Genomic DNA, 25,402 nt, shown 5'->3' on the forward strand with positions numbered 1-25,402 from the left:
CGATCCATGAAAAAGGCCTGATCCACGGATCAGGCCTTTTCGTTTCTGCCGGACAGCCTCAGGCAAACAGCCTGGCCAGCTCCTCGCCGGGCTCAGGGGCGCGCATGAAAGCCTCCCCGATCAGGAAGGCGTGCACGCCACGGCTACGCATGGCTGCCACATCCTGCGGCGTAAAGATGCCGCTTTCGGTGACCACGATCCGGCCTTCAGGAATCCGTGCGAGCTGCGAAAAAGTTGTTTCCAGCGTCACGTCGAAAGTGCGCAGGTTGCGATTGTTGATGCCCAGCAAGGGCGTCGTGAGCTGCAGGGCCAGATCCAGCTCTTCGGCGCTGTGCACCTCGACCAGAACCGACATGCCGAGGTCGTGCGCCAGCTGCTCCAGCTCCAGCATCTGCATCACGGCAACCCGTCCGGTGGCCGCAGTCACCACGCCGTCCGGCGGCAGGAAAGCCGCCACGATCAGCAGGATCGCATCCGCCCCCATCGCACGGGCTTCGAAGACCTGATAGGGGTCGACAATGAAATCCTTGCGCAGCACCGGCAGGCTGCAGGCCTCGCGCGCCTCGCGCAGGAAATCGGCCGAGCCCTGGAAATACTGCTCATCCGTCAGGACTGACAGACAGGCTGCGCCCCCCTTCTCGTAGGACCGGGCGATCGCCGCTGGCTGGAAATCCGGCCGGATGATGCCTTTGGAAGGGCTCGCGCGCTTGACCTCGGCAATCACGCCCGCCTGGCCCGCAGCGATCCTGGCCCGGATGGCGCCGGCAAAATCCCGCACGGGTGGCGCTTCGCGAGCCTCCTCCACGATGTCTTCGCGCGAGCGCACACTCAGCGCGGCTTCAATTTCCTGATGCTTGGTCGAGAGGATTTTTTGCAGGATATCGGACATCGGTTGCGGGAACCCGGGCAAGACGAAGGGGGTCCTATGTTAGCCGCAAAGCCGGCGCGCCGGTTCATCGCCGCCGGCCCGGTTTAGAATCACGCCTCTTCAACCTGGAGTGCCCGCATGCGATTCCTTCCCCTTTTCCTCCTCGGGCTGGGCTGTCTGCCCGCGCTGGCGCTGGCCAGCACCCCCGAGGATGCGGCGCAGGCTTTCTACGCCGCGCGCCTTGCCAGCGAAACCATGGGCGCCCCGGGCGGCCTCGAGCTGGCGGATTTTTCCCAATACCTCGGGCCCGAGCTGGTCTGTGTGCTCGGCGCCGCTCGCCGCTACAACGATGCCTATCTGGAAGCCAGGCCGGGCGAAGTACCGCCCTTCGCGCATGGCGACCTCTACTCGGGAGCCGAAGAACGGCCGGCCCGCTTCACCCTGGGCAAGGCCAGCGTGAAGGGCGAGCGCGCCACGATCAGCGCGCGCTTCGAGTACGACGGCGCGGATGGCCATGCCTTCGAGCGCTCGAGTACGCTGCACATGCTGCTGCACAAGCGTCACTGGGTCATCAACGAGATCGACTACACCGAAGCGCCGGTCATCCCGATGCCCAAGCCGGGTCTGGTCGCCGGGCTGCGCGAGGCGCTGGACCACGGCAACCCCGAAATCGGCTGGTCCGCGCGACAGCTCGACGGCTGCCCGGTCGATGGCGAGCTCGCCCGCCTGAAAGCCGCGCAGGTCAAGAAAGAGTCGGCCGGCAAGAAGAAGCATGCGACCGCCAAACGCGGCACGAACCACAGCGCGCGCAGTGCGTCGAGCACGAAAAAGGCCGCAGCGCCTGCCAAGAGCAGTCCGAAGAAAGCCGCGAGCGGCACGGCGCACAAGAAAGCCGCCTCAAGCAGCAAGGCACACGCCAGGAAATAGGTCAGCGCCGGCCAGCGCGGGAAGCCTGGCCGGTTTGCCCTGCTCAGCCCGCGTCGCGCGAGAAGGCGATGAAGTCGTCCAGCTTGCGCCGCGCGGCACCGCTGGCGATGGTGTCCAGCGCAAGCTCGACGCCCCCCGCCAGCGAATCGGTCACGGCCGCTGCATAGAGGCTGGCGCCGGCATTGAAAGCCACGATGTCCCGCGCAGCCGCAATCCTGCCCTCCAGCGCGCCGAGCAGGATGGCCTTCGACTCCTCCACGCTGGTGGCGCGGATCGAAGACGACGCATGCAGGGGCAGCCCGACGTCCTCGGGCGTGATGCGGTATTCGCGCACTTCGCCGTGACGCAGCTCGCCGATCAGCGTGGGGGCTGAAATCGAGATTTCGTCCAGCCCTTCCATGCCGTGCACCGTCAGCACATTGCGCGAGCCCAGTTGTTGCAGCACACGCACCTGGATGCCGACCAGATCGGGATGAAACACGCCCATGACCTGATTCGCCGCACCGGCCGGATTGGTCAGCGGCCCGAGAATGTTGAAGAGGGTACGCACGCCCAGCTCCCGGCGGACCGGGGCAGCATGCTTCATCGCGCTGTGATAGTTCGGCGCGAACATGAAGCCCACGCCGACATCATCAATGCAGCGACCGACCTGCTCAGGCGTGAGCGACAGATTGGCCCCCAGTGACTCGAGCACATCCGCCGAGCCCGACTGTGAGGACACCGAGCGCCCGCCATGCTTGGCCACGCGGGCGCCGGCGGCTGCGGCCACGAACATCGCCGAAGTCGAGATATTGAAGGTATGGGCGCCGTCGCCGCCGGTGCCGCAGGTATCGACCAGCCCGGCCGTATCACAGGCAAGCGGCACGCGGCTGGCAAGTTCGCGCATCACGGTTGCCGCGGCGGCGATTTCGCCGATGCTTTCCTTCTTCACGCGCAGGCCGATGATGATGGCGGCGATCAGGGGCGCAGAGACCTGGCCCGACATGATCTGGCGCATCAGATCCACCATCTCGTCATGAAAGATCTCGCGGTGTTCGATCACGCGTTGCAGGGCTTCTTGCGGTGTCATGTTTGCTCCGGAAATTGGGTCGGATGGGCAGGAACGGGTTCAGTAAGGCCTTCGCCGGATTCGGGACGGATGCGCATCACGCCCCGGGTCAGCAGCAGCGCCCACATCAGGATCACCAGCATCAGCGCAGCGCCGGGGAATCCGGCAATGCCCAGTGCAGGCGGAATGCTCAGGAAAAGCAGCACGGTGATCAGGCCGCGCGGCGCAAACCAGATCAGGGGCTCGGCCTTTTCTCCAGCCACCAGGCGCAGCACCGGCCAGCGCAGGATCACGCAGAGTGCCACGATCAGCACCGCCAGCAGCCAGGCGGAAGGCGCCAGCAGGTCCGCCGGGGCGGTCGCGAAGCCGAGCAGGACGAAGAAAAAACTGCGTACAGCAAAGGTGAATTCCGCGGTCAGATGCTTGAAAGCGTCCAGATCCCGCTCGTAGCTCGGGCTGCTTTTGAGACGCGACCCCAGCAACTGGCTGTTGTTGAGCAGGAGCCCGACCAGCAGGACCATGATCAGCGGCGCCAGATGCAGGATCTTGCCCAGGCCGTAGAGCAGCGTGATGCCGAAAATCATCGGCAGCACCCGCACATGATGCTCGATGCGCTGGATCAGCCAGTAGATCAGCAGACCTGCCACCAGCCCCACCAGAATGGACAAGCCCACCTCACCGGCGAGCCGCAGCAGCATGCTCCCCAGCGGGCCGACTTCACCGATTACGGCATAGAACAGCACCACCCCGACGATGTCGGAAATCGAGCTTTCATAGACCACGAATTCCCGCAGCCGCGGCACCAGCGCCGCGGCTGCGGGAATCGCCACCGCGGAGCTGATCACCGCCAGCGGCATGGCATGCGCCATCACGGCCTGCAGCGGCGCGGCGAACCAGAGCGAAAACAGGCCGGTCAGCGCAGCCGCCACCAGCAGGATGCCCAGCACCGCGCAGGCGCTGCTGCGCAGGATCAGCGGCGTGGCCTGACGCGTCAGCCGCAGATCCAGCGCGCCTTCAAGCACGATCAGGATGAGACCGAAGGTTCCCAGCACCGGCAGCAGGTCGGCCGGCAAGGCCGGCTGCCAGCCCAGGGTGTCGGACACCAGTCGCAGGGCCAGCCCGGAGAAAAGCAGCAGAACGACGGCCGGCACCCGGATGAAGCGCCCGAGAAAGTCGAAGAGGTACGCCACCAGCACGATCAGGCTGATCGCCACCATGGCCCAGGCCTGAGTCATGACGCATGCTCCGGGCGTGTCACGGCCGCGCCCCGATCAGGATTCAAGAAAGTTGCGCAGCAGATGATGGCCACCTTCGGTCATGATCGATTCCGGATGGAACTGCACGCCCTCGATCGGCAGGGTCTTGTGGCGCACGCCCATGATTTCGCCGTCGTCGGTCCAGGCCGTCACCTCCAGACAGTCGGGGCAGCTCTCGCGCTCGATCGCGAGCGAGTGGTAGCGCGTCGCGGTGAAAGGCTGCGGCAGGCCGCGGAAGATGCCGACATCGGCATGCCGGATCGGCGAGGTCTTGCCATGCATGAGTTGCTTGGCGTGGATGATCCGGCCGCCGAAAGCCGCACCGATACTCTGGTGCCCCAGACACACGCCGAGGATCGGCAGCTTGCCGGCGAAATGACGGATGGCCGCCACCGAAATACCGGCCTCCGCGGGCGAACAGGGTCCGGGCGAAATCACGATTTTTTCCGGCGCAAGCGCCTCCATCTGCTCGAGGCTGATCGCGTCATTGCGGAAGACGCGCACGTCGGCCCCCAGCTCGCCGAAATACTGCACGAGGTTGTAGGTAAAACTGTCGTAGTTGTCGATCATCAGCAGCATGTCATTCTCCAGGGCATTCTTCGATCTTGTTTCAGCCGGCCGGGCGGGCGTCAGGCGCTCAGCCACTTCAGCCGGAAATCCCCATGTGCTCGGGTCGCGCGCCGGGGAACGCGCATCAGGCCTCGATTGCCGGCTTGCGCCAGGCGTTGCGGACGCCGCCTGCCAGCGGCGCATCCGCCATCCGGATGATGACATCCGCATCACCCCGGATGTCCGGCCCCCTACTCTCCATTCGTCCTACACGCATCTCGGTTCCTTCCGACATCGACACGCCTGCCGACTCCCTAGACTCGCTTCAACGATCAGCTTCAGAGATCGTCACTCAACGCAAACCGGGAGAACAGTCATGAACACTCATTCCATCCTTGCCCGCCGCACCCTCCTGAGTAGCGCAGCGGCCCTGTCCGTGGCGGTCCTGCTCAGCGCCTGCGGCGGCGGTGGCGGCGACTCCGGCGACGAAGGCATCCTGGGCGACTCGATCACCGTGGCCAGCATCACCGGCAACAAGGACGTCAAGGTCGGCCAGACTGCCACGCTGAAGGCCGAGGCCGTGACCACCGGCGACATTCCTGCGGATCAGGTCAGCTTCGAATGGACGCAGACCGCCGGCACCACGATTCCCTTCACGGCCAAACAGGATAACTACACCTCCACCATCACCTTCGTGCCGCTCGCCTCGGGCACCGCGAAATTCCAGGTCACCGCGAAAACCAGGAGCGGCAAGAGCAACAGCCGCGACCAGGAAATCACCATCACCAACTGATTGCCGGTCTGCCGGAAAGCCCCTCGAAAAGGGCTTTCCGGCCACACTCAAACCCTTTCGGCGAGAATGGACTCCACCACCTCGGGCGTCACACGGCCATGCTCGCCCAGCTTCAGGAAGCCATGCGCACGCAGCCGCGCACTGATCTTCACCGGCGCCTCGGCAGCCGCCACCTCATAAGCGGACAGCCGGGTTCCGACACCGAGTGACTCGAAGAAGGCTTCGGTCCGCGCAATCGCCGCTTCGATCCGTTCCGCGTCGCTGCCTGCCGAAATTCCCCATATCCGTTCTGCATACTGCAGCAGCTTCTCGCGCTTCATCTCGCGCTGGCTTCGCAGCACGCCGGGCAACACCACCGCGAGCGTCTGGGCATGGTCCAGCCCGTATTCCGCTGTGATTTCATGACCGATCATGTGGGTCGCCCAGTCCTGCGGCACGCCGCAGCCGATCAGGCCGTTGAGCGCCATCGTGGCCGACCACATGATGTTGGCGCGCACGGTGTAGTCATCCGGACGGGCGAGCGCCAGCGGCCCCTGCCCGATCAGCGTATGCAGGATGCCTTCGGCAAAGCGGTCCTGCAGCGGCGCGTCGGCCGGATAGGTCAGGTACTGCTCCATCGTATGCACGAAGGCATCCACGATGCCATTGGCCACCTGGCGAGGCGGCAGGCTGAAGGTGGCTTCCGGATCCAGCACGGCAAACACCGGATAGCAATGCTCGCTGCCGAAGCCCAGCTTTTCGCCGGTGGATTCGCGCGAAATCACCGCGAAGGTGTTCGACTCCGACCCGGTGGCCGGCAGGGTCAGCACCACACCCAGCGGCAGCGCGGCGTTCACCGTCGCACGCTTGGCAAGGATGTCCCAGGGTTCGCCGTCGAACTTCGCTGCCGCGGCGATGAACTTGCTGCCATCAGCCACCGAACCGCCGCCCACGGCCAGGATGAAATCGACCTGCTCGCGACGCACCAGCTCCACCGCACGCATCAGGGTTTCATAGCGCGGATTCGGCTCGATGCCGCCGAACTCGAGAAACTCGAAACCCTGCAGGGCCTGCACCACCTGGGCGTGAATGCCATTGCGGAAAATGCTGCCGCCGCCATACGTGATCAGCACTTTGCTGCCGGCCGGAATCCGTGCGGCAATCGCCGCGATCTGCCCCTTGCCGAAGAGAATCCGGGTCGGGTTGAAATAGCTGAAGTTCTGCATGGCAATGCTCCTTCGTGATTCGGATCAGTCATGACGACCGCATGCTGCCGGTCGCCGTCCGGATGCATGCGGGCCCGCTCCGGCGCCCGCCCGCATCAGCCTTCCAGTTTCGTATCGAGACCGGTTTCGGCAATCTCGGCCGCGCGGATCACCGCACGCGCCTTGTTGAGCGTTTCCTGCCATTCGGCATCGGGATCGGAATCCGCGACGATGCCGGCGCCGGCCTGCACATGCAGTTTGCCGTTGGCAATCACCGCGGTGCGGATCGCAATCGCCACATCCACGTCGCCATCGAAGCCGATGTAGCCGCAGGCGCCGGCGTAGATGCCACGCTTGACGGGCTCCAGCTCATCGATGATCTGCATCGCCCGCACCTTCGGTGCGCCGCTCACCGTGCCGGCCGGGAAGGTGGCGCGCAGCACGGCCAGCGCGGCGGCGCGGCGATCCTGGTCGGCCGGCAGCGTGCCTTCGACGTTCGACACGATGTGCATGACGTGCGAATAACGCTCGATGGTGAACTGCTCGGTGACCTTGACCGTACCGGTCGCAGCCACACGACCCACGTCATTGCGGCCAAGATCCAGCAACTGCAGGTGCTCGGCCAGCTCCTTGCGATCGGCGAGCAGATCGCGCTCGAGCGCGAGATCTTCCTCCTGCGTGGCGCCGCGCTTGCGGGTGCCGGCAATCGGGCGCACCGTCACGCGTTGCGCGTCGCCTTCGTTTTCGAGCTTGACCAGGATCTCCGGCGAGGAGCCGACGACCTGGAAATCCTCGAAATTGAAATAGAACATGTAGGGCGAAGGGTTCAGCGCCCGCAGGCTGCGGTAGAGCGCCAGCGGGCTCGCCGCAAACGGCTTGCTCATGCGCTGCGAGAGCACCACCTGCATGATGTCGCCCTCCACGATGTAATCCTTGGCGCGACGCACGGCGGCCTTGAAGGCCTCCTCGCCAAAGCTCGACACCGCGGCTTGCGGCTCGACACGGGTGTCAGCCGGAATCGCAACCGGCTCGCGCAGCCTCGCCACGAGTTCGGCCAGGCGTTTCTGCGCACGCTTGTAGGCGCCCGGCACTTCCGGCTCGGCATAGACCACCAGGGTCAGCTTGCCGGAGAGGTTGTCGACGATCGCGATCTCTTCGGACAGCAGCAGGATGATGTCGGGCGCGCCGATTTCATCCTTCGCTTGATGTGCTGCCAGCTTGGGCTCGATGTAGCGCACGGTGTCATAGCCGAAACAGCCGACCAGACCACCACAATAGCGCGGCAGGCTGAACTTGCCGGGTACCTTGATGCGCTGCATGTATTCGCCGACATAAGCGAGCGGATCACCGTAATCACGCCGCTCGACGATGCGGTCGTTGGAAAGCAGCAGCACGCTGCGGCCGCGCACCTCGATCCTGGTGGCGGCGCGCAGGCCGATGATCGAGTAGCGCCCGAAGCGCTCACCGCCCTGCACCGACTCGAGCAGGTAGGTATTGGCCTCGTTGGCGAGCTTCAGGTAGATGGAGAGCGGCGTGTCGAGATCGGCAAAGGTCTCGACCGTGAGGGGTATGCGGTTGTAGCCCTGGGCGGCAAGCACCAGGAATTCCTGTTCGGTCATCATCACTCCGGTTTCTGCACTTCGGGAAGAACCTGACCGGCTGCGTGAGCCGGCCCGCAACGCTGCATCAGAGTGCGCGCCACGAACGCCCGTTGCGAAGCCAGGCTGCGGCGACGCAAATCGGGAAGGTCTCCTCTGCGAGAAACAGGGTGTCGAAAGTCAAGATGAGGGAATTCCGTTGGGCCGGCGCTCAGGCCAGAAGTGGCAGGAGCCCGGTGAGCGACGATAGTAACCCGTCGCAATCTTCGCTGTCCACGGCCACGCCCTCGTTGTAACCGTAGGTCATGAGCAGTACCGGAATGCCGGCGCGGCGAGCGCAGAGCGCATCATTGCCGGAGTCCCCGACCATCAGCGCGGCCTCCCGCGTCACGCCCAGCAGCTCGCAGCCATGCCACAGCGGCTCCGGATCGGGCTTCTTCTTCGCCAGCGTGTCGCCACCGATGAAGCAGTCGAAATAAGCCGCCAGGCCGAGTTCTTCAAGCAGCGGAGCAATGAAGGCCTCGGCCTTGTTGGTGACCACGCCCAGCTTCAGCCCGCGCTCGCGCAAGCGCGGCAGTGTTTCCGCCACACCGGGATAAGCGCGGGTCAGCTTGCCGTTGGTGTCCTCGTAATGACGCATGAAGGCGGCCACGCCTTGCGCGAGGCGTTCCGCCGACACCGGCGAACGGCCAACGCTGAGCGCCCGCTCGACCATGGTCGGAATGCCCTTGCCCACGAAGGTGGCGACTTCCTCGTCGGTGCGCGTGGGCTCGCCCAGCTCGGCAAGCATGCGACGGGCGGCTTCCGCCAGATCGGGAACGGAATCGACCAGCGTGCCATCCAGATCGAAAAAAATCGCCCGCGGAGAAAAGGTTTTCATGCTGCAGTCATCCTGTTGAATCTTGCCGGACGGCTTTACTTCTGCGCCGGGCGGAAGCGGAGCCTGAGCAGCTCGGAGGCGTCCTTCTCGCGCATGGCCGGCGTGACCGGCAGCGGCTGGGCGCGCCGCAGCGCATCCATCACCGCCTGGTCCAGCGCCTTGTAGCCGCTGCTGCGCGCCACCCGGGGCGACATGACGTAGCCGCGCGGCGAGAGCATCGTCTCGATGGTGACTTCCGCATGCGGCGGAAACTTGCTGCCGCGAGGCAGCCGGATATTGCGCCGGACGCGGTCCGAAATCGCCCGCACGATGTCTGCGCCGGAGGCGGCCTCGTGGTACTCGAGCACGGTGAAGCTGGGGCGCACGAAACGCGGATCCAGCGTCTCGGCTGGCTCGGACGCGGCCGGCGCAGGCGTCGTCCTGGCCGTCGCGGCGGGCCGCCGCACCGGCCCCTCGCCCTCTTCCGGCAAGGGCTGGAAATAGGCACAGCCTCCCGCCAGCAGGATCGTGCCGGCACTCAGCCAGAGACTGCGTCCGTTCATCGTGTGACCCCCGCCAGTGCCTCGCGCATCGAGCGAATCACCGTGTCATAACGGTTCGGATCGCTGTCGCGGCCGGCTCCGAAAACGGCGGAACCCGCCACGAAGGTATCGACCCCTGCCGCGGCGATCTCGGCAATGTTGGCGGGTTTCACGCCGCCATCGATTTCAAGGCGGATGCGGCGGCCGGACTCGCGCTTCCAGGCGTCGAGCTTCGCACGTGCGGCACGGGCCTTGGGCAGGATGGAAGGAATGAAACTCTGGCCACCGAAACCCGGGTTCACCGACATCAGCATGATCAGATCGATCTTGTCCATGACGTGATCGAGCCAGTCCAGCGGCGTGGCCGGGTTGAACACCAGGCCGGCCTGACAGCCGTGATCACGGATCAGCTGCAGCGTGCGATCGACATGGCGCGAGGCTTCGGGGTGGAAGGTGATGATGTTGGCACCGGCCTTGGCGAACATCGGCACCAGCGCATCCACCGGCTCCACCATCAGATGCACATCGATCGGCGCTGCAGTGCAGGGCCGGATCGCCTCGCAGACCAGCGGGCCAATGGTCAGGTTGGGCACGTAGTGATTGTCCATCACGTCGAAATGCAGCCAGTCGGCACCCGAGGCAATGACCTTTTCCACTTCGTCACCAAGGCGCGCGAAGTTGGCGGAAAGCAGGCTGGGGGCGAGGATGAAGGACGTGTCAGACATGTTGAACTCAGGCGGGGGCAAAGCGTTATTATCCCAGTCGCCCCCGACTCGAAGCCAGCAAAAAAATGAATCCGCCCATTCCGCGCATCCATGTCGAAGCCCAGCCCCAGTACCTGCCGGAGCAATCCGACCCGGCCGAGCCGCGCTTCACCTTTGCCTACCACATCACCATCCGCAACGAAGGCACGGTGCCGGCACGCCTGATCAGCCGGCACTGGATCATCTCGGACGCCCATGGCAACACCGAGGAAGTCCAGGGTGAAGGCGTGGTCGGCGAAAAGCCCCTGCTCGGCCCGGGCGAGAGCTATCGCTACACCAGCGGCTGCCCGCTCAGCACGGCGTTTGGCAGCATGCGAGGCAGCTATCGCTTCGTCACCGAAGACGGCACCGAATTCGATGCGGAGATCCCCGAGTTCTTCCTCGTGGGCCCCCGCACGCTGCACTGAACCCGGGCGCATCGGGCGCCCCGTCTGGAGCTCACATGCGCCTGCCCCGCCCTGCCACGCTGGCCATCGCCACCCTCGCCACGTTCTGCCTGCTCGCGGCCTGTTCGAGTCTGACGCCGCAAGCGCAAGGGCCGGCCGCGCCGCACAGCGACGAAGCCGGGCTGCCCGCCCATCCGCGCCTCATCGCACTTGACGCCGACTGGCAGGCGCTGGCCCTTCGGCGCAGCCAGGACGCCGACCTGGACCGGCTGGTCGTGCAACTCCTCGCCCGCGCCCGCAAGGATCTCGCCCTGCCGCCGCTCAAGCGCCAGCTCGAAGGCAAGCGCCTCCTGGGTGTCTCGCGCGAATTCATCCGGCGCAGCCTGCTCTGGAGCTTTGCCTACCGGATAACCCTTGAACCGCAGTTCGCGGACCGTGCCCGGCGCGAAATGCTGAATGTGGCAGCCTTCAGCGACTGGAATCCGGCCCATTATCTCGACGTGGCCGAAATGACCGCCGGGCTCGCGCTGAGCTATGACTGGCTCTTCCAGGCGCTTCCGCCACAGGACCGCGCGACGCTCCGCCGCGCCATCGTGGACAAGGGCATTGCCCAGGCCCGGCACGGCCACAAAACCTTCACGCTGACCAACAACTGGGGCCAGGTCTGCATCGGCGGCATGGTGCTGGGCGCCCTGGCAGTAGCCGAAGACGAGCCCGCACTCGCACGCGACCTGCTCGCCGCCGCACGGAAAGACGCTTTCATCGCGCTGGACGCCTACCGGCCGGACGGTGTCTATCCGGAAGGCCCCGGCTACTGGTCCTACGGCACCGCCTACGAAATGCTGCTGATCGCCGCGCTGCGCAGCAGCCTCGGCGCCGACTGGGGCCTGATGGATGCACCAGGCCTGAAGCAGAGTGCGAACTTCATGGCGCAGTCACTCGGCCCCAGCGGCAAGAGCTTCAACTTTGCCGACGGCGGCGAGGGCGCGGAACTGGCGCCGCCACTTTTCCTGCTGGCCCGCGAACTGCAGAGCCCGGACCTGATCGCGGCCCGGCGCGAGATGATCCGCAAGGGCCAGGGCCTGAGTGATCGCTTCGCGCCGCTGGCGGCACTCTGGTGGCCCGCCCCCGGCAGCACGCAACCGGCCGCACTGCATTTCTCGGGTCAAGGCCCGCAACCCGTCGCCATCTGGCGCTCGGCGTGGAATGATCCGGACGCGCTCTACTTCGCAATCAAGGGCGGTGGCGCCGGCCACAATCACGCGCACATGGACGCCGGCGCCTTCGTGCTGGACCTCGATGGCGTGCGCTGGGCAAAAGACCTCGGCATGCAGGACTACAACTCACTGGAGAGCCGCGGCATCGATCTCTGGAACATGAAGCAGGGCTCGCCCCGCTGGCGTGTGTTCCGCCTCGGCAGCGATGCCCACAACACGCTCACCCTCGACGGCACCCTGCATGACGCGCAAGGCATGGCGACGCTGGAGATGGCGGGCCAAGACGAGGCGCGGATCGACCTGACGCCGGTCTTCCTGCCCGGCCAGCTCCGCCGTGCCACCCGCAGCGCCCGCGTGGAAGGCCGCCGCGTGCAGCTCACGGACCAGCTCTCCGGCGCCCGGCCCGGCAGCACGATCCGCTGGGCAATGATGACGGACGCCGACATCACGCTCGCCGGCAGCGAAGCCCTGCTGCGCAAGGGCGGCAAGACGCTGCATCTGCGCTTTGCCGGCTCGCCCGTCGAGCTGGAAGTTCTGGATGCGTCGATGCCCCGCGCCGAGTGGGACAGCCCCAACCCGGGCAATCGCCAGCTCGTCGCGCGCGGCCGGGCCGACGCGTCCGGTCAGTGGCAGCTGAGCGTCCGCTTTTCATCCGACTGAGCCTGCGCGGCCCGCACGACGGGCCAGGCGAATCTGACGGCAAGGCCGGACTTGCCTATCATCCGGGCCTGACCCCGCATCCCGACACCATGTCCTTCTCCACTACCGGCCTCGCCCCCGCCCTGCTCGACGCCCTTGCCGCGCAAGACATCTTCGAGCCCACCGCCATCCAGGCCGCCGCCGTGCCGGTCGCACTGCAAGGCGCAGACCTCCTCGCCTCCGCGCCGACCGGCTCCGGCAAGACCCTGGCCTTCGGCCTGCCGATCCTGCAGCAACTGGCCGGCATGAAGCGTACCGGAGCCGGGTCGGCGAGCCGCTCGCCACATGCGCTGATCCTGGCGCCGACACGCGAGCTGGCCGGGCAGATCGGCGAAATCCTGCAGACGCTGGCGCGCAGCCTGGCAAGTCCGGTAAAAACGGTGACCGCCTTCGGGGGCGTATCGATCAATCCGCAGATGATGGCGCTGCGTGGCGGCGCCGACATCGTGGTGGCCACGCCAGGCCGCTTGCTGGACCTCGTCGCCCACAACGCGCTGCGGCTGGATGCGCTGCGCGTTCTGGTGCTGGACGAAGCAGACCGTCTGCTGGACGCAGGCTTCGCCGAAGAACTGCAACGCGTCATCGCCCTCCTGCCAGCACGGCGCCAGAACTTGCTGTTCTCGGCCACCCTGCCGCCGGCCGTGCAGGCGCTGGCCGATCAGATCCTGCAGTCGCCGGTCCGCATCGCCGAAGCGGCCGACGTGCCACAGATCGAGCAGCACGTCATCACCGTGGATGCCCCTGCCCGCACAGCACTGCTGCAGCACCTGATCCGCGAAGAGCAATGGCAGGACATCCTGGTCTTCGTCGCCACCCGCCATGCCTGTGACATGCTGGCCGACAAGCTGACACGACGCGGCATACCGGCCGCCGCCCTGCATGGCGACCTGAGCCAGGGCGCACGCACGGCGGCCCTCGACGCCTTCCGGGAAGGACGACTGCAGGTACTGGTCGCCACCGATGTCGCGGCGCGCGGGCTGGACATCGCCGGCCTGCAGGTCGTGATCAACTACGATCTGCCGCGCGCCGCTCCCGATTATGCGCATCGCATCGGCCGCACCGGTCGCGCAGGCGAAGCCGGCCTCGCCATCAGCTTCGTGAGCGCCGACACCGAGGCCCACTTCCGCCTGATCGAAAAGCGCTGCGGCATCCGCCTCGAACGCGAATTCATCGAGGGCTTCGAGCCGCGGGAAACCCCGCGCCCCGGCGCCGGCACGGGCGGCATCAAGGGCAAACGGAAAAGCCGCAAGGACAAGCAGCGCGAAGCCGCGGCAGCGGCCAACCCGGAGGCTTCCGGCGAGGACTGAAACACGGCTGTCATCTGAACCTGTACGGAAGTGCGGCATGCCATCCGCATGTCCGGTGCTCCTTGTCGATCACGGAATCGTGACCTAGCTTGAGCGGGACTCCTCCTGCTTCGCGGCGGGCGGATCCACGACACACAGAAGAAGCGGCCCGCCAGGAGCCGCACACGCTCAGGAGACAGACATCATGCGTTACATCCTCGCGCTGTCCGCAGCAGGACTGCTGCTGTCCGCATTCCCGGCCTTGGCGGCCAACCGGCCCGCCGGCTACGTCACGCTCTGCAACGAAGGCAAGACCTGCTCGGTCGCCATCACGACCAGCGTGGCTTTCGGCCGGGCCGACCAGTTCCTCTACAAGACCCTCAGCGGCAGCTTCAGCTGCAGCGAAGCCACGTTCGGTGGCCGCATCGCCGGCGGCGTGAATGAATGCTCGGTGCCCTCGGGCAGCGCGAGTTCGGCCAGCTCCGCCAGCAGCACGCCAGCCTCGTCTTCATCTTCAGCTTCGTCCTCGCCTTCTTCCGCGTCTTCCTCGCGCGCGTCATCCTCGTCGCCGGCTGCGTCCAGCAGCCTGTCATCGACGAGCTCGGCCAGCAGTGGCTCCAGCGGCTGGCCCGCCAGCACCGCCACCCGGCCCCAGCTCAGCGACGCCGTCGCCGCGGCGTACGACGTGGACGCTTTCCTTGCCGCGGCGGGAACCGTCGGCAGCCTGGTCACGGACAACTGGAAGCCCCGCTCGACCGTGATCACCATGCCCGGCACGCCGGATTTCCTCGTCGCCAAGTCGGGCGCGACCTACAGCACGGTGCAGGCCGCCGTGACCGCCGCCGCGCTGACCGGCAAGACCACGCGGCAATACATCAAGCTCATGCCCGGCACCTACAACGAGCTGGTGATCGTGCCCAAGGGCGTGACGCTCACGCTCTACGGCGGCGGCAGCGATCCGGCCGAAACCGTGATCGCACTGCCGACGGCCGCCAAGCTCACCGGCGCGCAATATGCGGCGCTGGCCAACCCGGGCGGCGCGGTCTTCACCGGCACGACGCCCGCCAGCATCAAGGCCACCTACGACGCCTGCGCGAGCAAGAGCAGCAGCATCGGCACCACCTGCTCGGCACTCTTCGTGGTGAATGCCGACAACTTCGAAGCGCTCAACCTCACCATCCAGAACACCTGGAGCGAATCCGCCAATGGCGAATCACAGGCTGTCGCCCTGATGGTGGTGGGCGACCGCAACCTCTTCTACAAGACCCGCCTGATCGGGAATCAGGACACGCTCTATGTGAAGAGCACCGCCGCGGACGTGGTGGCGCGCAGCTACTTCGCCGAGAGCTTCATCCAGGGCGACACCGACTTCATCTTCGGACGCGGCACCGCGGTGTTCGACAAGTCGGCCATCTACTTCACCCGCGAGCGCAAGAACAGCAGCACCATCGGAGCCCCCAGCACCTGGGGCGCCCACCCCTACGGCTTCCTGTTTACCGGCTGCACCTTCACCGTGGACGCCGGCGCCAGCACGGTGTCGCTGGCCCGCCAATGGCCGGAATCCTCCAGCGCCGGCGCCACGATCGGCAAGATGATCGTGCGCGACTCCTGGCTTGGCGCCGAGATCATGAATCCGCCCTGGGCCGCCTGGAGCAGTAGCAACCCGGTGCAATACGGCACGGCTGCCAAACCCTATCTGGCCGAATACCACAACACCGGCCCCGGCGCCGCCCGCTAGGCGAGCGCCGCCCCTTCCCTTCCGCAACAGATCCCCGGCACGGACTCGTGCCGGGGCAACGCCGCCGGCATATCGCCGGCAAATACTGGGAGACCATGATGAGCAGACGCATCCTTCTCGCTGCCTTGCTGGCACTGGGCAGCCTGTCCGCGACGGCGGCCAACCGCCCGGCCGGCTACACCACGATCTGTACCGAAGGCAAAACCTGCAGCGTTGCCACGAACACCAGTGTGGCCTACGGCCGTGCGGATCAATTCACCTACCGGACGCTCTCTGGCAGCTTCGTCTGCGGCGAGGTTACCTTCGGTGCCGGCAGCAAGGTCGCCGGCGGCACCAATGAATGCTCCATTCCGTCGGGAGCGACGAGTTCCTCATCGAGCGCGGCATCGTCGGCGGCGAGCAGCAGTTCGTCGGCGCCGGCCTCGAGCGCATCCTCCTCACGCGCGTCCTCGTCGGCCGTCTCCTCCGCCAGCAGCAGCGCGGCGCCATCGAGCAGCTCAAGCAGTGCCAGCAGCGGCACGGCGACGCTCAACCAGGTCGATGGTTTTGCCGCGATTCCCGCTTTCGGGCTGGCGACTACCACGGGCGGCGCGGGTGGCCGCGCGGTGAAGGTCAGCACACTGGCCGACCTGAAGGCTGCGACCGACAGTAACGAGAAACTGATCATCCTGATCAACGGGGTGATCGACCTGAACGGCATGGTACCGCTGCGCTCCGACAAGACCGTGGTCGGCCTGCCCGGCGCCAGGCTCGTCAATGGCGGCTTCGAGATCTACAAGCGGCAGAACATCATCATCCGCAACGTATTCTTCCAGGGCGCGCCGGACGACACGCTCAAGATCAACCAGAACACGCACCACGTCTGGGTGGATCACTGCAGCTTCTCGGATGGCGACGTGTATCCGGACGGCAAGGAGCATGACGGTCTCTTCGACATCACGCGTCAGACCTCCTACATCACGGTGAGCTACAGCCACTTCAAAAACCACAGCAAGACCATGCTGATCGGCCACAGCGACGGCGCCAGCACCGACACCGGCTACCTGAAAACCTCGATTCACCACAACTGGTTCCAGACCGACCAGCGCCATCCGCGCGTGCGCTTTGGCGAAGTCCACGTCTACAACAATTTCTATGACGGCAACGCGCTCTATGGCATTGCCTCCACCATGGAAGCCGACGTGGTGGTCGAAGGCAACTACTTCCGCAATGTGCTGCATCCGGCCTATGTCGGTTACGCCGAGTCGGCGCCGGGAGACCTGGTCCAGCGCAACAACATGCTGGAAAATTCGGGCACGATCCCGACCCGCGGCAGCGCCTTCGATCCGGCCAGCTACTACAGCTACACGGTCGAAAATCCCGCCGGCATTCCGCCGAAGGTGATGGCCAATGCGGGCGTTGACCGGATCGATCCGTGGCAGGCAGCAGGCGTGGCACCGTTCTGATCCCGTGGCAGGGCAGGCAGGTCGCTCTTGCCGGGCGCCCTGCCTCCGCAATGCCACCGGCATTCATCCAACATCAGAGCGGTCACTCCGCTCGACGCTTTCCGGAAGTTTGCGCCGCGCGCCCGGCCGACACTGAAAGCCACGGCGGCCGGAATTTTTCCCGGCCGCTCCCAGGCTCCACGTGGCATGCTGTGCCTGCATGCCTCCGTGCGGCAGAGCCTCGCCCTCAGCCACCTGTCTGCGGATTGAGCAGGGTCCAGTCCCGCACATGGCGGTTGATGAAGCCGGAGTCGACCAGGATCCGCCGCAACTCCCCGCTCTGGCGCATGACCCGGAGCCCTTTCTGCAAGGCCTCGTAAATCTTCGGCCCGTCCGGATGAGTGCGGCTGATGAAGAAATGCCGCGTGCCCAGCAAGGCAATCTTCACGCCCGGCACCGGATAGAGGGTGACGCCCTGCTCTTCGGCACTCATGCCCGGGTTCGCGGTGAAGTCCTGCAAGGTCACATCGGCCCGGCCGAACTTCACCATGCTGAACTGCTGCGGACGCGTGGGCGCGGAATAGAGTGCCCTGAACGGCAGGCGCTCCAGCGTGCCCCAGTCGATCACCCAGGTATTGCTGGACACCGCCCGCAGCGCGCGCAGGTCTTCGGCACGCGCGAGCTTCAACCGGGCGAGATTCTCTTTCGTGGTATAGAGCCCTTTTTCATAGCCCCCCTGACCGATCACTTCGTCGGACTCGAACATGCGTTCGGCGTCCTTCTGGAAGTAGAGATGCCACTGTGCCGCGCCGCTGCAGCAGACGGCGCCGCTCGCAACCAGTTCGCGCGCACGGGCCGAATTCGGCACCAGGAAGTTCTCGAAGCGGGCATCGAGCCCGCCCAGCAGCACGGCCTTGCGGAAGATGAAATGCTCCACCGGCCCGACCGAGTCGAGTTGCATCGAGCCGAAATCACTGATCTTCAGGATTTCCCGGCCATTGATGAAGGCATCGAGCTTGCCGCGCTCGCCTTCGGTGATCGGCTCCCGGATCACCGTCTGCGCCAGCACTGCGGGCGCCGCACAGAGACACAGCAGCATCGCCAAGCTTCTCATCACGCCTCCCGGAAAGGACCGCGCACGGCCTTGGGCGGAGCCTAGCATCGGCACGCCACGTCCTCGCTCAGGGAAAGTCCGCAGACGCCCTTGCGGCCGCTCCCGTCCAGGCATGAAAAAGCCCGCGGCAGGCGCGGGCTTGTGTGTGCGGCAGAGGAAGCTCAGGAGCGGTAGTCGGCGTTGATCTTCACATAGTCGTAGGAGAAGTCGCAGGTCCACACCGTGGCGGCGGCGTCACCGCGCGCGAGGTCGGCCCGCACGGTGATTTCGGCGCTCTTCATGATGCGCGCACCGGCTTCTTCAACATAGCTCGCCGCGCGACCACCGTTTTCAGCCACCAGCACTTCTTCCCGGCCATCGCCCAGCCACACGCGCAGCGCGTTCACATCGAGATCCGTGACGCCGGCATAACCGATCGCGGCAAGGATGCGGCCGAGGTTGGGGTCGGAGGCGAAAAAGGCGGTCTTCACCAGCGGCGAATGGGCCACGGCGTAGGCCACCTGGCGGCACTCGTCTCGGTCCTTGCCGCCTTCGATGACGATGCTCATGAACTTGGTCGCCCCCTCGCCATCGCGCACGATCGCCTGCGCGAGCCAGATCGCCAGATCGACCACGGCATCGCGGAGCTGCTTGTAGTCGCCTGAGGCCGCATCGGTGATCGCCGGCGCGCCCGAGGCGCCGGTGGCGATCAGGATGAAGCTGTCATTGGTCGAGGTATCGCCATCGACGGTGATGCTGTTGAACGACAGGTTCGCCGCTTCCTTCACCAGGGCGTCAAGCAGCGGCTGGGCCACGTCGGCATCGGTGGCGAGGAAGCCGAGCATGGTGGCCATGTTCGGGCGGATCATGCCGGCCCCCTTGCTCATACCGGTCAGGGTCACGGTCTTGCCACCGATGACGATCTGGCGCGAAGCGCACTTGGGCTGGGTGTCGGTGGTCATGATCGCGTGGCAGGCTTGATACCAGCCATCGCTCTTCAGTGCGCCCTTCGCGGCAGGCAGGCCGGCGACGAGCTTGTCGACCGGCAGATGCTCGAGGATCACGCCGGTCGAGAACGGCAGCACTTCGCGGGCAGCAAGGCCCAGCGCAGCGGCCACGGCCTCGCAGCTCGCACGCGCATTGGCAATGCCCAGCGCGCCGGTACCGGCATTGGCGATGCCAGTATTGATCACCAGCGCACGGATGCCACCGCTTGCAAGATGCTCCTTGCACACCGTGACGGGCGCCGCACAGAAGCGGTTCTGCGTGAAGACCCCCGCCACGCGGCTGCCCGGCGCCAGCTCGATCAGGCTCAGATCGCGGCGACCCAGCTTGCGGATCGCGGCCTCGGCCGTCCCCAGGCGCACGCCGGCAACCGGCAGAAGTTGATCGGCGACTGGCAGGGGCAGATTCACGGGCATGGCACTTCCTTTTCTGATCGGGTGCGGAGGGAAGCGCGGATTTTACGGCATTGCCGGGCTCCCTACACGCCGCGCAGCAGGGCTCAGCGCTTCATGCCGGCCACATGTTCGAAGGAGAGGCTGGCCTGCTGCACGAAGTGGAGGAAGCCGTGCCAGGTTTCTTCGTCTGCGGGGTTGCCGGGGGCGCGGTCAGCGTAGAAGAGGCCGATGACGCGACCGCTGGCCACGATGGGCGCCAGCATGCCGTCGCGCCGGCCGGTGACGGCCTCCAGACGCTCGAGCCGCAGGCCTTCGGGATTCTCGCCGCGCAGCCAGACCGGCGCCGCACGGTTGAAGAGCTGATTCACGATCTCGCCGGGACGCTGATCGAGCGGAAAGTTGAAGCGGCTGGCGAGCTGCTCGGCTTCGCGCCCCAGCGCCAGTTTGCCGATGACCTTGGTCCGGTCGGCGGATTGCAGGGCGAACACGGCCCGGTTCATGCCGAGGCCGCGATAGATGCCTTCGAGCACGAGTTGCAGGACTTCGTTGAGACTGGGCCGGGCGGCCAGCAGCATCGACAGGTCGCGCAGGATGCGCAGCTGCAGCAGCGGGTCGGGGACCGGATCGGCTTCCTCCAGCTCGGCTTCGATATCAACCAGTTTGCCCTTGGGCAGCGGGATCAGGCGGGCGGCTTCCTCGGCGCCGAACTGGGCCGCGACCAGCGCCGCCTCGCCGGCATTGGCGGCCAGCTCGTCGGTGATCTCGGCGAGCACCTGACCGGTGAAGTCTGCAAAGGCGGCCAGCGCGGCACGGGCCTGCGGCGTTTCCCAGCCGGCTTCGACCGCGCGGGCCAGGCGGTAGCCCTCGATGATCGCCCGCTCTTCTTCGCCCGGGCTGCCGGAAGGCTGGGCAGCGGCGATGACCAGCGGCCCCAGCCGCCACTCGCGGGCGAGTGCGCCGGAAAGGCTCGCCAGCCGGAAACCGAGAATGTCCATCTGCAGCTCTTCCGGCTTTTCGTCGGGCTGGCCGCGCAGCGCGGCGTCCAGCGCATCGGCCTGCGGACCGCCGAAGCACCAGAAGGCCATCTCGCCCACATGCCCCAGGAGGGCCGCGATGAACACCTCTTCGCCGAGCTTGCTGCCGCGAGCGAGCGCCGCGGTACGGGCCTGCACGGCGGCATGGAAGCAGCGCGCCATCTCGGCCACCACGCGCTCGCGCAGGCCGCCGGCGAGCAACGCGTCGATGAGCTGGATGGAGAGCACGATCTGGCCGACCAGATCGAAGCCCAGCACGACCACCGCGCGGCTGATGGTATTCACCACCTGCCGCGAAGGATTGAAGGTGACGCTGTTGGAGAGCTTGAGCACCTTGGTGGTCAGCGCCGCATCCTGCAGGATGGCGCGCGAGAGCCGCGAAGCGGAGGCCATGTCGTCTTCGGTCACGCTGCGCACTTCCTGCACCGTGCGACCGAAAACCGGCATGTCACGTTCGCGGATGCGATCCACCCAGTCCTGCAAGCTTGCCCTGCCCTGTGTCATGAGTCCGCCCGTGTGCTTGGCTTTCGTCATGGTTCTACGGCAGGGGGCGAACGCCTCTTGAGTCGTGGAAAACTCAGATCATCACGCGGCTGCCCAGCTCCACGACGCGGGCGGTCGGCAGCTTGAAGAAGTTGGCGGCGCTCGAGGCGTTGCGGAACATGAATTCGAACAGCCGCTCACGCCACAACGCCATGCCACGCACTTCGATGGAAGGCAGGATGGTTTCCCGGTTCAGGAAATAGGAGACCTGCTGCGCATCCAGCGGCAAGCCTTGCGCCGCGCAGTGCGAGAGGGCTTCCGGCAGGTCGGGCTCCTCCATGAAGCCGAAGCGCACCAGCACCCGCGAGAAGGTCTTGCCCAGATGCTGGACTTCGACCCGGTCTTCGACCGGCACCCGCGGCACCGACTCGATGATCACCGATACGAAGACCGTGCGCTCGTGCAGCACCAGGTTGTGCTTGAGGTTGTGCAGCAGCGCGCCGGGCATCTGGGCCGGCCGCGGATTCAGGAAGACGGCGGTGTGCGGCACGCGATGAATGGGCTCGGAATCCAGCATGCGGGCAAAGGATTCGAGCGGCACGGTATCGCTGCGCTGCGCCTCGGCCAGCAGCGCACGGCCGCGCCGCCAGGTGAAGAGCAGCAGGCTCAGGAAGGCACCGAAAACCAGCGGAAACCAGCCGCCATCGAGAATCTTCATGCCGTTGGACGCCAGAAAGATCAGCTCGATGGCCACCAGGGGCGCGAACACCAGCACGACTAGCGCGCGCGGCCAGCGCCAGTCGCGCAGGGCCACCGAAATCGCCAGCGCGGAGGTCACCAGCATGGTCAGGGTCACCGCGATGCCATAGGCCGCCGCCAGGTTACCCGAGCTGCGAAAGCCCGCCACGGTGGCCAGCACGAGCAGCAGCAGGGTCCAGTTCACGAAAGGCATGTAGATCTGGCCCATCTGCGCGCCGGAGGTGTGCTTGACCGACATGCGCGGCGCCATGCCCAGCTGGATCAGCTGGAGCGTGACCGAGTAGGCCCCGGTAATCAGTGCCTGCGAGGCGATCACCGTGGCGGCGGTGGCCAGCCCCACCATCGGATACAGCGCCCAGCCCGGCACCGCGAGATAGAAGGGATTCGCGGCCGCGGCCGGATCGCTGATCATCAGCGCGCCCTGACCGAGATAGTTCAGCAGCAGCGCGGGCATCACGAAGAGCAGCCAGCCGTAGCGGATCGGCCGTGCGCCGAAGTGCCCCATGTCGGCATACAGCGCTTCGCCGCCGGTCATGGTGAGGAAGACCGCGCCCATGGCGAGGAAGGCGAGTTTCGGACTCTCCAGCGCGAAGCCCAGCGCATGATGCGGCGAGAGCGCGGAGAGCACCTGCGGATGCGCGATGATGTTGATCACGCCGATCACCGCCAGACTCAGGAACCAGATCACCACGACCGGGCCGAAAAAGCTGCCGACCTTCTCGGTGCCGTGATGCTGGATGAAGAAGAGTCCGCAGAGGATGGCGATGGTCAGCGGCAGCACGAAAGGCTTCATCGCCGGCGTGGCGACCTCCAGCCCTTCGACCGCGGAGAGCACCGAGATGGCCGGCGTGATCATGCCATCGCCATAGAACAGTGCCGCACCGAGAATCCCCAGCGAGATCGCGATGGCCTTCTTGCGCGGCGTGTCGGCCGCCTTCGAGAGCACGCGCGCCATCAGCGCCACCACGCCGCCCTCGCCGTGGTTGTCGGCACGCAGCACGATGCTGACGTACTTGAAGGTCACGATGATCAGCAGGCTCCACACGATCAGCGAGAGCACGCCCAGCACGTTCTCCGGCGTCACCGGCAGCGCATGCGGACTGTCCGGCGCGAAGGCCTCCTTGAGGGCGTAGAGCGGACTGGTGCCGATGTCGCCGTAGACCACGCCGAGCGCGGCAAGGACGAGTTTGGGGAGCGCTTGCGCAGGGGCGCCGTCTTGACTCATGGTGGGGAACTCCGGGGAAGGATCAGGGAAGGAAGCGGTAACCGGTTCCGGTCTCGGTAATGAAGTGGCGCGGCCGGGCAGGCTCGGCCTCAAGCTTGTGGCGCAGGTGGCCGACGTAGATGCGCAGATAGTGGGCGCTGTCCGCAAAGGCCGGCCCCCAGACCTCGCGCAGCAGCTGGCGATGCGTCAGCACCCGCCCCTGGCCGGCAATCATCGCGCAGAGCAGGCGGTACTCGATCGGCGTGAGCTTCACTTCCTCGCCGCCGCGCGTCACGCGCCGGTGCACGAAGTCGATCTCGTTGTCGCCGAAGCGCAGCAGGGATTGCTCGGCGCGCACCGCGCGGCGCAGCAGCGCCCGCACCCGGGCCAGCAACTCGCCCTTGGAAAAGGGCTTGGTCAGATAGTCGTCGGCACCGGCGTCAAGCGCATCGATCTTGTCGCGCTCCTGGCTGCGCGCCGAGAGCACCAGCACCGGCAGCTCGCTCCAGGCGCGCAGCTCGCTGACGAAGCGCTTGCCGTCACCATCCGGCAGACCAAGATCCAGCACCACCAGCTGCGGCAGCTCCGCCGCCAGCGCATCGCGCGCAGCAGCCATCGAGCCACTGGCCGCGCAGCGCATGGGCAAGGCCGCCAGCGCATCGCAGAGCAGGCTGCGGATCTGCGGCTCGTCTTCGACCACCAGGGCCAGCGGCAGCTCAGACATGGGCCGACTCGCTTTCCGGCAGCATCGGCGGCTGGGCGCTGCATGGCAGGGTGAAGCTGAAGCGGGCGCCGCCCTGCGCGCGGTTTTCGGCCTGGAGCGATCCGCCATGCGCCTCGACGATGATCCGGCAGATCGACAGCCCCAGACCCAGCCCGGTCACTGCGCCCTGCGCCTCGCCACGCACGAAGGCTTCGAACAGACGCTCCGGATGCTCGGCCGGCACACCGACGCCCTCGTCGGCCACCGCGATCTCGATCACCTCACCGCGCCCCAGCGCCTCGATGCGGATTTCCCGGCCGGCCGGGCTGAACTTGGCCGCGTTCTCGAGCAGATTGCACAGCACGCGCTCGATCAGCACGGCGTCGAACTCCAGCAGGGGCAGATCCGGCGCGAGGGCGAGCGTGATGCGGTGGGCCGCCAGAGCTTCACCCAGATGCGCCAGCGCCGCCCCGACGATCTCCTCCACCGACTGCCAGTCGCGCCGCAGACTGACGCCGCTGGCCTGCAGCCGCGCCATGTCGAGCAGCTTGTTGACGAGCTCGCTCATGCGCAGGGCCTGCTCGCGCAGCGCCTGTGCCTGCTCGCGCACACGCCCGGCCGGTGCTTCGGCCAGCGCTTCGGCCTGCCCGACCATCACCGTGAGCGGGGTGCGGATGTCATGCGAGAGTGCGGAGAGCAAGGTGCTGCGCAGGCGCTCGCGCTCCATCTCCACCGTTGCCTGCTGCGCCACGCTCACATAATGCAGACGCTCCAGCGCAATCGCGGTGACCAGTGCCACGTTGCCGAGCGCCAGAGGCAGTTCGGGTGACCATTGCGCTTCGGGCACGCACAGCACCAGCACGCCGCGCCGACGCATCGGCGCGTCCAGCGGCAGCATCAGCAGGTGTTCGCCCGGGCTGGCCAGGTCTTCCTGGTCATGCGCGCGGCCCTCGCGCATCACGGTCTCCACCAGCGCACGATAGAGCGCCTCGTTGCCGGCCGTATGCGGCGGCCCGATCCGGCCCAGCGCATGGCTGGAGCTCTGCCACCAGAGCTCGGCGCGGCCACCGAAGCGCTCGGCAGCAAAGGCCGCGAGCAGCGCGCAGACCTGCTCCGGCGCAATGGTGCCGGACAAGGCCCGTGCGAGTTCGTACTGCCGCTGCGCCGCCAGCTCGCCGGCCCGGGCCGCCACCGCATGCAGGCGCAGCCGGGTGGTGAGCTGGGCCAGCAGCAGGCCGACGATCAGCATCACCGCAAAGGTCAGCAGGTATTGCACGTCGCCGACCTCGAAAGACAGGCGCGGCGGCACATGGAAATAATCGAAGGCCAGCACGCCGGCAATCGCGCTCCAGGCGGCCGGCCCGTGGGGATAGCGCAGCGCGACGGCCACGACCAGCAGAAGGTAGAGCATCACCATGTTGGTGGGCTCTACCTGCCCCACTAGGGGGTGCGACAGCGCGGTCAGCAACGCGACCCCTGCCGTGGCAACGAGGTAGCCGCGCAGCGCGGGCCGGATGAGGGAGGCGGGACATGCCGTGTTCATGCCCCGCAGCTTAGCGAAGCGGGTGTAAAAAAGATGAAAAAGCTG

23 protein-coding genes are annotated in these 25,402 nt (G+C 66.4%); 7 read left to right on the forward strand and 16 right to left on the reverse strand.

Annotated features, from left to right (window positions below):
- Positions 1-58: 58 nt before the first annotated feature.
- The gene (trpC, locus tag ABDB87_RS16335) at positions 59-889 is read right to left on the reverse strand and encodes an indole-3-glycerol phosphate synthase TrpC (RefSeq protein ID WP_345929007.1); all 831 of its coding nucleotides are present in this window, start codon (positions 887-889) and stop codon (positions 59-61) included.
- Positions 890-1,006: 117 nt separating this feature from the next.
- Here trpC and ABDB87_RS16340 point away from each other — a divergent pair, with 117 nt between their 5' ends.
- Complete coding sequence (locus ABDB87_RS16340; RefSeq protein ID WP_345929010.1) at positions 1,007-1,795, forward strand: hypothetical protein; 789 nt, start codon at positions 1,007-1,009, stop codon at positions 1,793-1,795.
- A 43-nt stretch (positions 1,796-1,838) separates the two neighbouring features.
- Here the strand turns inward: ABDB87_RS16340 and trpD are convergent, their stop codons facing one another.
- The 4 genes from trpD to ABDB87_RS16360 all read right to left on the reverse strand — a co-directional run bounded on the left by trpD (position 1,839) and on the right by ABDB87_RS16360 (position 4,925).
- Positions 1,839-2,864, reverse strand: coding sequence for an anthranilate phosphoribosyltransferase (gene trpD / locus ABDB87_RS16345; RefSeq protein WP_345929012.1), 1,026 nt, complete (start codon positions 2,862-2,864; stop codon positions 1,839-1,841).
- Positions 2,861-4,078, reverse strand: coding sequence for a cation:proton antiporter (locus ABDB87_RS16350; RefSeq protein WP_345929014.1), 1,218 nt, complete (start codon positions 4,076-4,078; stop codon positions 2,861-2,863). The genes trpD and ABDB87_RS16350 overlap by 4 nt, the downstream gene beginning before the upstream one ends.
- 36 nt (positions 4,079-4,114) lie before the next feature.
- Positions 4,115-4,678 carry an aminodeoxychorismate/anthranilate synthase component II gene (locus tag ABDB87_RS16355; protein WP_345929016.1) on the reverse strand — a complete coding sequence of 188 codons (564 nt, stop codon included), beginning with the start codon at positions 4,676-4,678 and terminating at the stop codon, positions 4,115-4,117.
- A 115-nt stretch (positions 4,679-4,793) separates the two neighbouring features.
- Positions 4,794-4,925, reverse strand: coding sequence for a hypothetical protein (locus tag ABDB87_RS16360; protein ID WP_345929018.1), 132 nt, complete (start codon positions 4,923-4,925; stop codon positions 4,794-4,796).
- Positions 4,926-5,024: 99 nt separating this feature from the next.
- Here ABDB87_RS16360 and ABDB87_RS16365 point away from each other — a divergent pair, with 99 nt between their 5' ends.
- Positions 5,025-5,441, forward strand: coding sequence for a PKD domain-containing protein (locus ABDB87_RS16365; RefSeq protein ID WP_345929020.1), 417 nt, complete (start codon positions 5,025-5,027; stop codon positions 5,439-5,441).
- A 47-nt stretch (positions 5,442-5,488) separates the two neighbouring features.
- On the opposite strand, the gene ABDB87_RS16370 is transcribed toward ABDB87_RS16365, so the two are convergent.
- The 5 genes from ABDB87_RS16370 to rpe all read right to left on the reverse strand — a co-directional run bounded on the left by ABDB87_RS16370 (position 5,489) and on the right by rpe (position 10,349).
- Positions 5,489-6,646 carry an iron-containing alcohol dehydrogenase gene (locus tag ABDB87_RS16370; RefSeq protein ID WP_345929022.1) on the reverse strand — a complete coding sequence of 386 codons (1,158 nt, stop codon included), beginning with the start codon at positions 6,644-6,646 and terminating at the stop codon, positions 5,489-5,491.
- Positions 6,647-6,741: 95 nt separating this feature from the next.
- Positions 6,742-8,244 carry an anthranilate synthase component I gene (trpE, locus tag ABDB87_RS16375; protein WP_345929174.1) on the reverse strand — a complete coding sequence of 501 codons (1,503 nt, stop codon included), beginning with the start codon at positions 8,242-8,244 and terminating at the stop codon, positions 6,742-6,744.
- Between the two features lie 190 nt (positions 8,245-8,434).
- A complete protein-coding gene (locus tag ABDB87_RS16380; RefSeq protein ID WP_345929024.1) occupies positions 8,435-9,103 on the reverse strand; it encodes a phosphoglycolate phosphatase in 669 nt (222 codons plus the stop codon).
- Positions 9,104-9,138: 35 nt separating this feature from the next.
- Positions 9,139-9,645: a TonB family protein gene (locus tag ABDB87_RS16385; RefSeq protein WP_345929026.1), complete on the reverse strand. Its 507-nt coding sequence runs from the start codon at positions 9,643-9,645 to the stop codon at positions 9,139-9,141.
- Positions 9,642-10,349 (reverse strand): ribulose-phosphate 3-epimerase, encoded by a 708-nt coding sequence (gene rpe, locus ABDB87_RS16390; protein WP_345929028.1) that lies wholly within the window; start codon positions 10,347-10,349, stop codon positions 9,642-9,644. Before rpe ends, ABDB87_RS16385 begins: the two co-directional genes overlap by 4 nt.
- Positions 10,350-10,414: 65 nt before the next feature.
- On the opposite strand from rpe, the gene apaG reads away from it, so the two are divergent.
- The 5 genes from apaG to ABDB87_RS16415 all read left to right on the forward strand — a co-directional run bounded on the left by apaG (position 10,415) and on the right by ABDB87_RS16415 (position 17,159).
- Positions 10,415-10,795, forward strand: a complete 381-nt coding sequence (gene apaG, locus ABDB87_RS16395) for a Co2+/Mg2+ efflux protein ApaG (protein WP_345929030.1) — start codon at positions 10,415-10,417, stop codon at positions 10,793-10,795.
- 35 nt (positions 10,796-10,830) lie between these two features.
- Complete coding sequence (locus tag ABDB87_RS16400) at positions 10,831-12,651, forward strand: heparinase II/III domain-containing protein (protein ID WP_345929031.1); 1,821 nt, start codon at positions 10,831-10,833, stop codon at positions 12,649-12,651.
- 89 nt (positions 12,652-12,740) lie between these two features.
- Complete coding sequence (locus ABDB87_RS16405) at positions 12,741-13,997, forward strand: DEAD/DEAH box helicase (protein WP_345929032.1); 1,257 nt, start codon at positions 12,741-12,743, stop codon at positions 13,995-13,997.
- Between the two features lie 184 nt (positions 13,998-14,181).
- Positions 14,182-15,714 (forward strand): pectinesterase family protein, encoded by a 1,533-nt coding sequence (locus tag ABDB87_RS16410; protein WP_345929034.1) that lies wholly within the window; start codon positions 14,182-14,184, stop codon positions 15,712-15,714.
- Positions 15,715-15,809: 95 nt separating this feature from the next.
- The gene (locus tag ABDB87_RS16415; RefSeq protein WP_345929036.1) at positions 15,810-17,159 is read left to right on the forward strand and encodes a pectate lyase family protein; all 1,350 of its coding nucleotides are present in this window, start codon (positions 15,810-15,812) and stop codon (positions 17,157-17,159) included.
- Positions 17,160-17,385: 226 nt separating this feature from the next.
- Here ABDB87_RS16415 and ABDB87_RS16420 read toward each other — a convergent pair whose 3' ends face one another.
- The 6 genes from ABDB87_RS16420 to ABDB87_RS16445 all read right to left on the reverse strand — a co-directional run bounded on the left by ABDB87_RS16420 (position 17,386) and on the right by ABDB87_RS16445 (position 25,357).
- Positions 17,386-18,252, reverse strand: a complete 867-nt coding sequence (locus ABDB87_RS16420; protein ID WP_345929038.1) for a type 2 periplasmic-binding domain-containing protein — start codon at positions 18,250-18,252, stop codon at positions 17,386-17,388.
- Between the two features lie 161 nt (positions 18,253-18,413).
- Positions 18,414-19,652, reverse strand: coding sequence for a bifunctional glutamate N-acetyltransferase/amino-acid acetyltransferase ArgJ (argJ, locus tag ABDB87_RS16425; RefSeq protein ID WP_345929040.1), 1,239 nt, complete (start codon positions 19,650-19,652; stop codon positions 18,414-18,416).
- Positions 19,653-19,735: 83 nt separating this feature from the next.
- Positions 19,736-21,169 (reverse strand): HDOD domain-containing protein, encoded by a 1,434-nt coding sequence (locus ABDB87_RS16430; protein WP_345929042.1) that lies wholly within the window; start codon positions 21,167-21,169, stop codon positions 19,736-19,738.
- Positions 21,170-21,242: 73 nt separating this feature from the next.
- Positions 21,243-23,132: a potassium transporter Kup gene (locus ABDB87_RS16435; protein ID WP_345929044.1), complete on the reverse strand. Its 1,890-nt coding sequence runs from the start codon at positions 23,130-23,132 to the stop codon at positions 21,243-21,245.
- A 22-nt stretch (positions 23,133-23,154) separates the two neighbouring features.
- Entirely contained in the window at positions 23,155-23,835 is a 681-nt protein-coding gene (locus tag ABDB87_RS16440; RefSeq protein WP_345929046.1) for a response regulator, read from the reverse strand.
- Positions 23,828-25,357 carry a DUF4118 domain-containing protein gene (locus tag ABDB87_RS16445; RefSeq protein WP_345929048.1) on the reverse strand — a complete coding sequence of 510 codons (1,530 nt, stop codon included), beginning with the start codon at positions 25,355-25,357 and terminating at the stop codon, positions 23,828-23,830. Before ABDB87_RS16445 ends, ABDB87_RS16440 begins: the two co-directional genes overlap by 8 nt.
- Positions 25,358-25,402: the final 45 nt, after the last annotated feature.

Origin of the sequence: Uliginosibacterium paludis (assembly GCF_039631355.1) — a bacterium.
GTDB lineage: Bacteria > Pseudomonadota > Gammaproteobacteria > Burkholderiales > Rhodocyclaceae > Uliginosibacterium > Uliginosibacterium paludis.

Coding starts and splice junctions, on each gene's coding strand:
- trpC (WP_345929007.1), bottom strand. CDS start 889: ATGTCCGATATCCTGCAAAAAATCCTCTCGACCAAGCATCAGGAAATT.
- ABDB87_RS16340 (WP_345929010.1), top strand. CDS start 1,007: ATGCGATTCCTTCCCCTTTTCCTCCTCGGGCTGGGCTGTCTGCCCGCG.
- trpD (WP_345929012.1), bottom strand. CDS start 2,864: ATGACACCGCAAGAAGCCCTGCAACGCGTGATCGAACACCGCGAGATC.
- ABDB87_RS16350 (WP_345929014.1), bottom strand. CDS start 4,078: ATGACTCAGGCCTGGGCCATGGTGGCGATCAGCCTGATCGTGCTGGTG.
- ABDB87_RS16355 (WP_345929016.1), bottom strand. CDS start 4,678: ATGCTGCTGATGATCGACAACTACGACAGTTTTACCTACAACCTCGTG.
- ABDB87_RS16360 (WP_345929018.1), bottom strand. CDS start 4,925: ATGCGTGTAGGACGAATGGAGAGTAGGGGGCCGGACATCCGGGGTGAT.
- ABDB87_RS16365 (WP_345929020.1), top strand. CDS start 5,025: ATGAACACTCATTCCATCCTTGCCCGCCGCACCCTCCTGAGTAGCGCA.
- ABDB87_RS16370 (WP_345929022.1), bottom strand. CDS start 6,646: ATGCAGAACTTCAGCTATTTCAACCCGACCCGGATTCTCTTCGGCAAG.
- trpE (WP_345929174.1), bottom strand. CDS start 8,244: ATGACCGAACAGGAATTCCTGGTGCTTGCCGCCCAGGGCTACAACCGC.
- ABDB87_RS16380 (WP_345929024.1), bottom strand. CDS start 9,103: ATGAAAACCTTTTCTCCGCGGGCGATTTTTTTCGATCTGGATGGCACG.
- ABDB87_RS16385 (WP_345929026.1), bottom strand. CDS start 9,645: ATGAACGGACGCAGTCTCTGGCTGAGTGCCGGCACGATCCTGCTGGCG.
- rpe (WP_345929028.1), bottom strand. CDS start 10,349: ATGTCTGACACGTCCTTCATCCTCGCCCCCAGCCTGCTTTCCGCCAAC.
- apaG (WP_345929030.1), top strand. CDS start 10,415: ATGAATCCGCCCATTCCGCGCATCCATGTCGAAGCCCAGCCCCAGTAC.
- ABDB87_RS16400 (WP_345929031.1), top strand. CDS start 10,831: ATGCGCCTGCCCCGCCCTGCCACGCTGGCCATCGCCACCCTCGCCACG.
- ABDB87_RS16405 (WP_345929032.1), top strand. CDS start 12,741: ATGTCCTTCTCCACTACCGGCCTCGCCCCCGCCCTGCTCGACGCCCTT.
- ABDB87_RS16410 (WP_345929034.1), top strand. CDS start 14,182: ATGCGTTACATCCTCGCGCTGTCCGCAGCAGGACTGCTGCTGTCCGCA.
- ABDB87_RS16415 (WP_345929036.1), top strand. CDS start 15,810: ATGATGAGCAGACGCATCCTTCTCGCTGCCTTGCTGGCACTGGGCAGC.
- ABDB87_RS16420 (WP_345929038.1), bottom strand. CDS start 18,252: ATGAGAAGCTTGGCGATGCTGCTGTGTCTCTGTGCGGCGCCCGCAGTG.
- argJ (WP_345929040.1), bottom strand. CDS start 19,652: ATGCCCGTGAATCTGCCCCTGCCAGTCGCCGATCAACTTCTGCCGGTT.
- ABDB87_RS16430 (WP_345929042.1), bottom strand. CDS start 21,169: ATGACACAGGGCAGGGCAAGCTTGCAGGACTGGGTGGATCGCATCCGC.
- ABDB87_RS16435 (WP_345929044.1), bottom strand. CDS start 23,132: ATGAGTCAAGACGGCGCCCCTGCGCAAGCGCTCCCCAAACTCGTCCTT.
- ABDB87_RS16440 (WP_345929046.1), bottom strand. CDS start 23,835: ATGTCTGAGCTGCCGCTGGCCCTGGTGGTCGAAGACGAGCCGCAGATC.
- ABDB87_RS16445 (WP_345929048.1), bottom strand. CDS start 25,357: ATGAACACGGCATGTCCCGCCTCCCTCATCCGGCCCGCGCTGCGCGGC.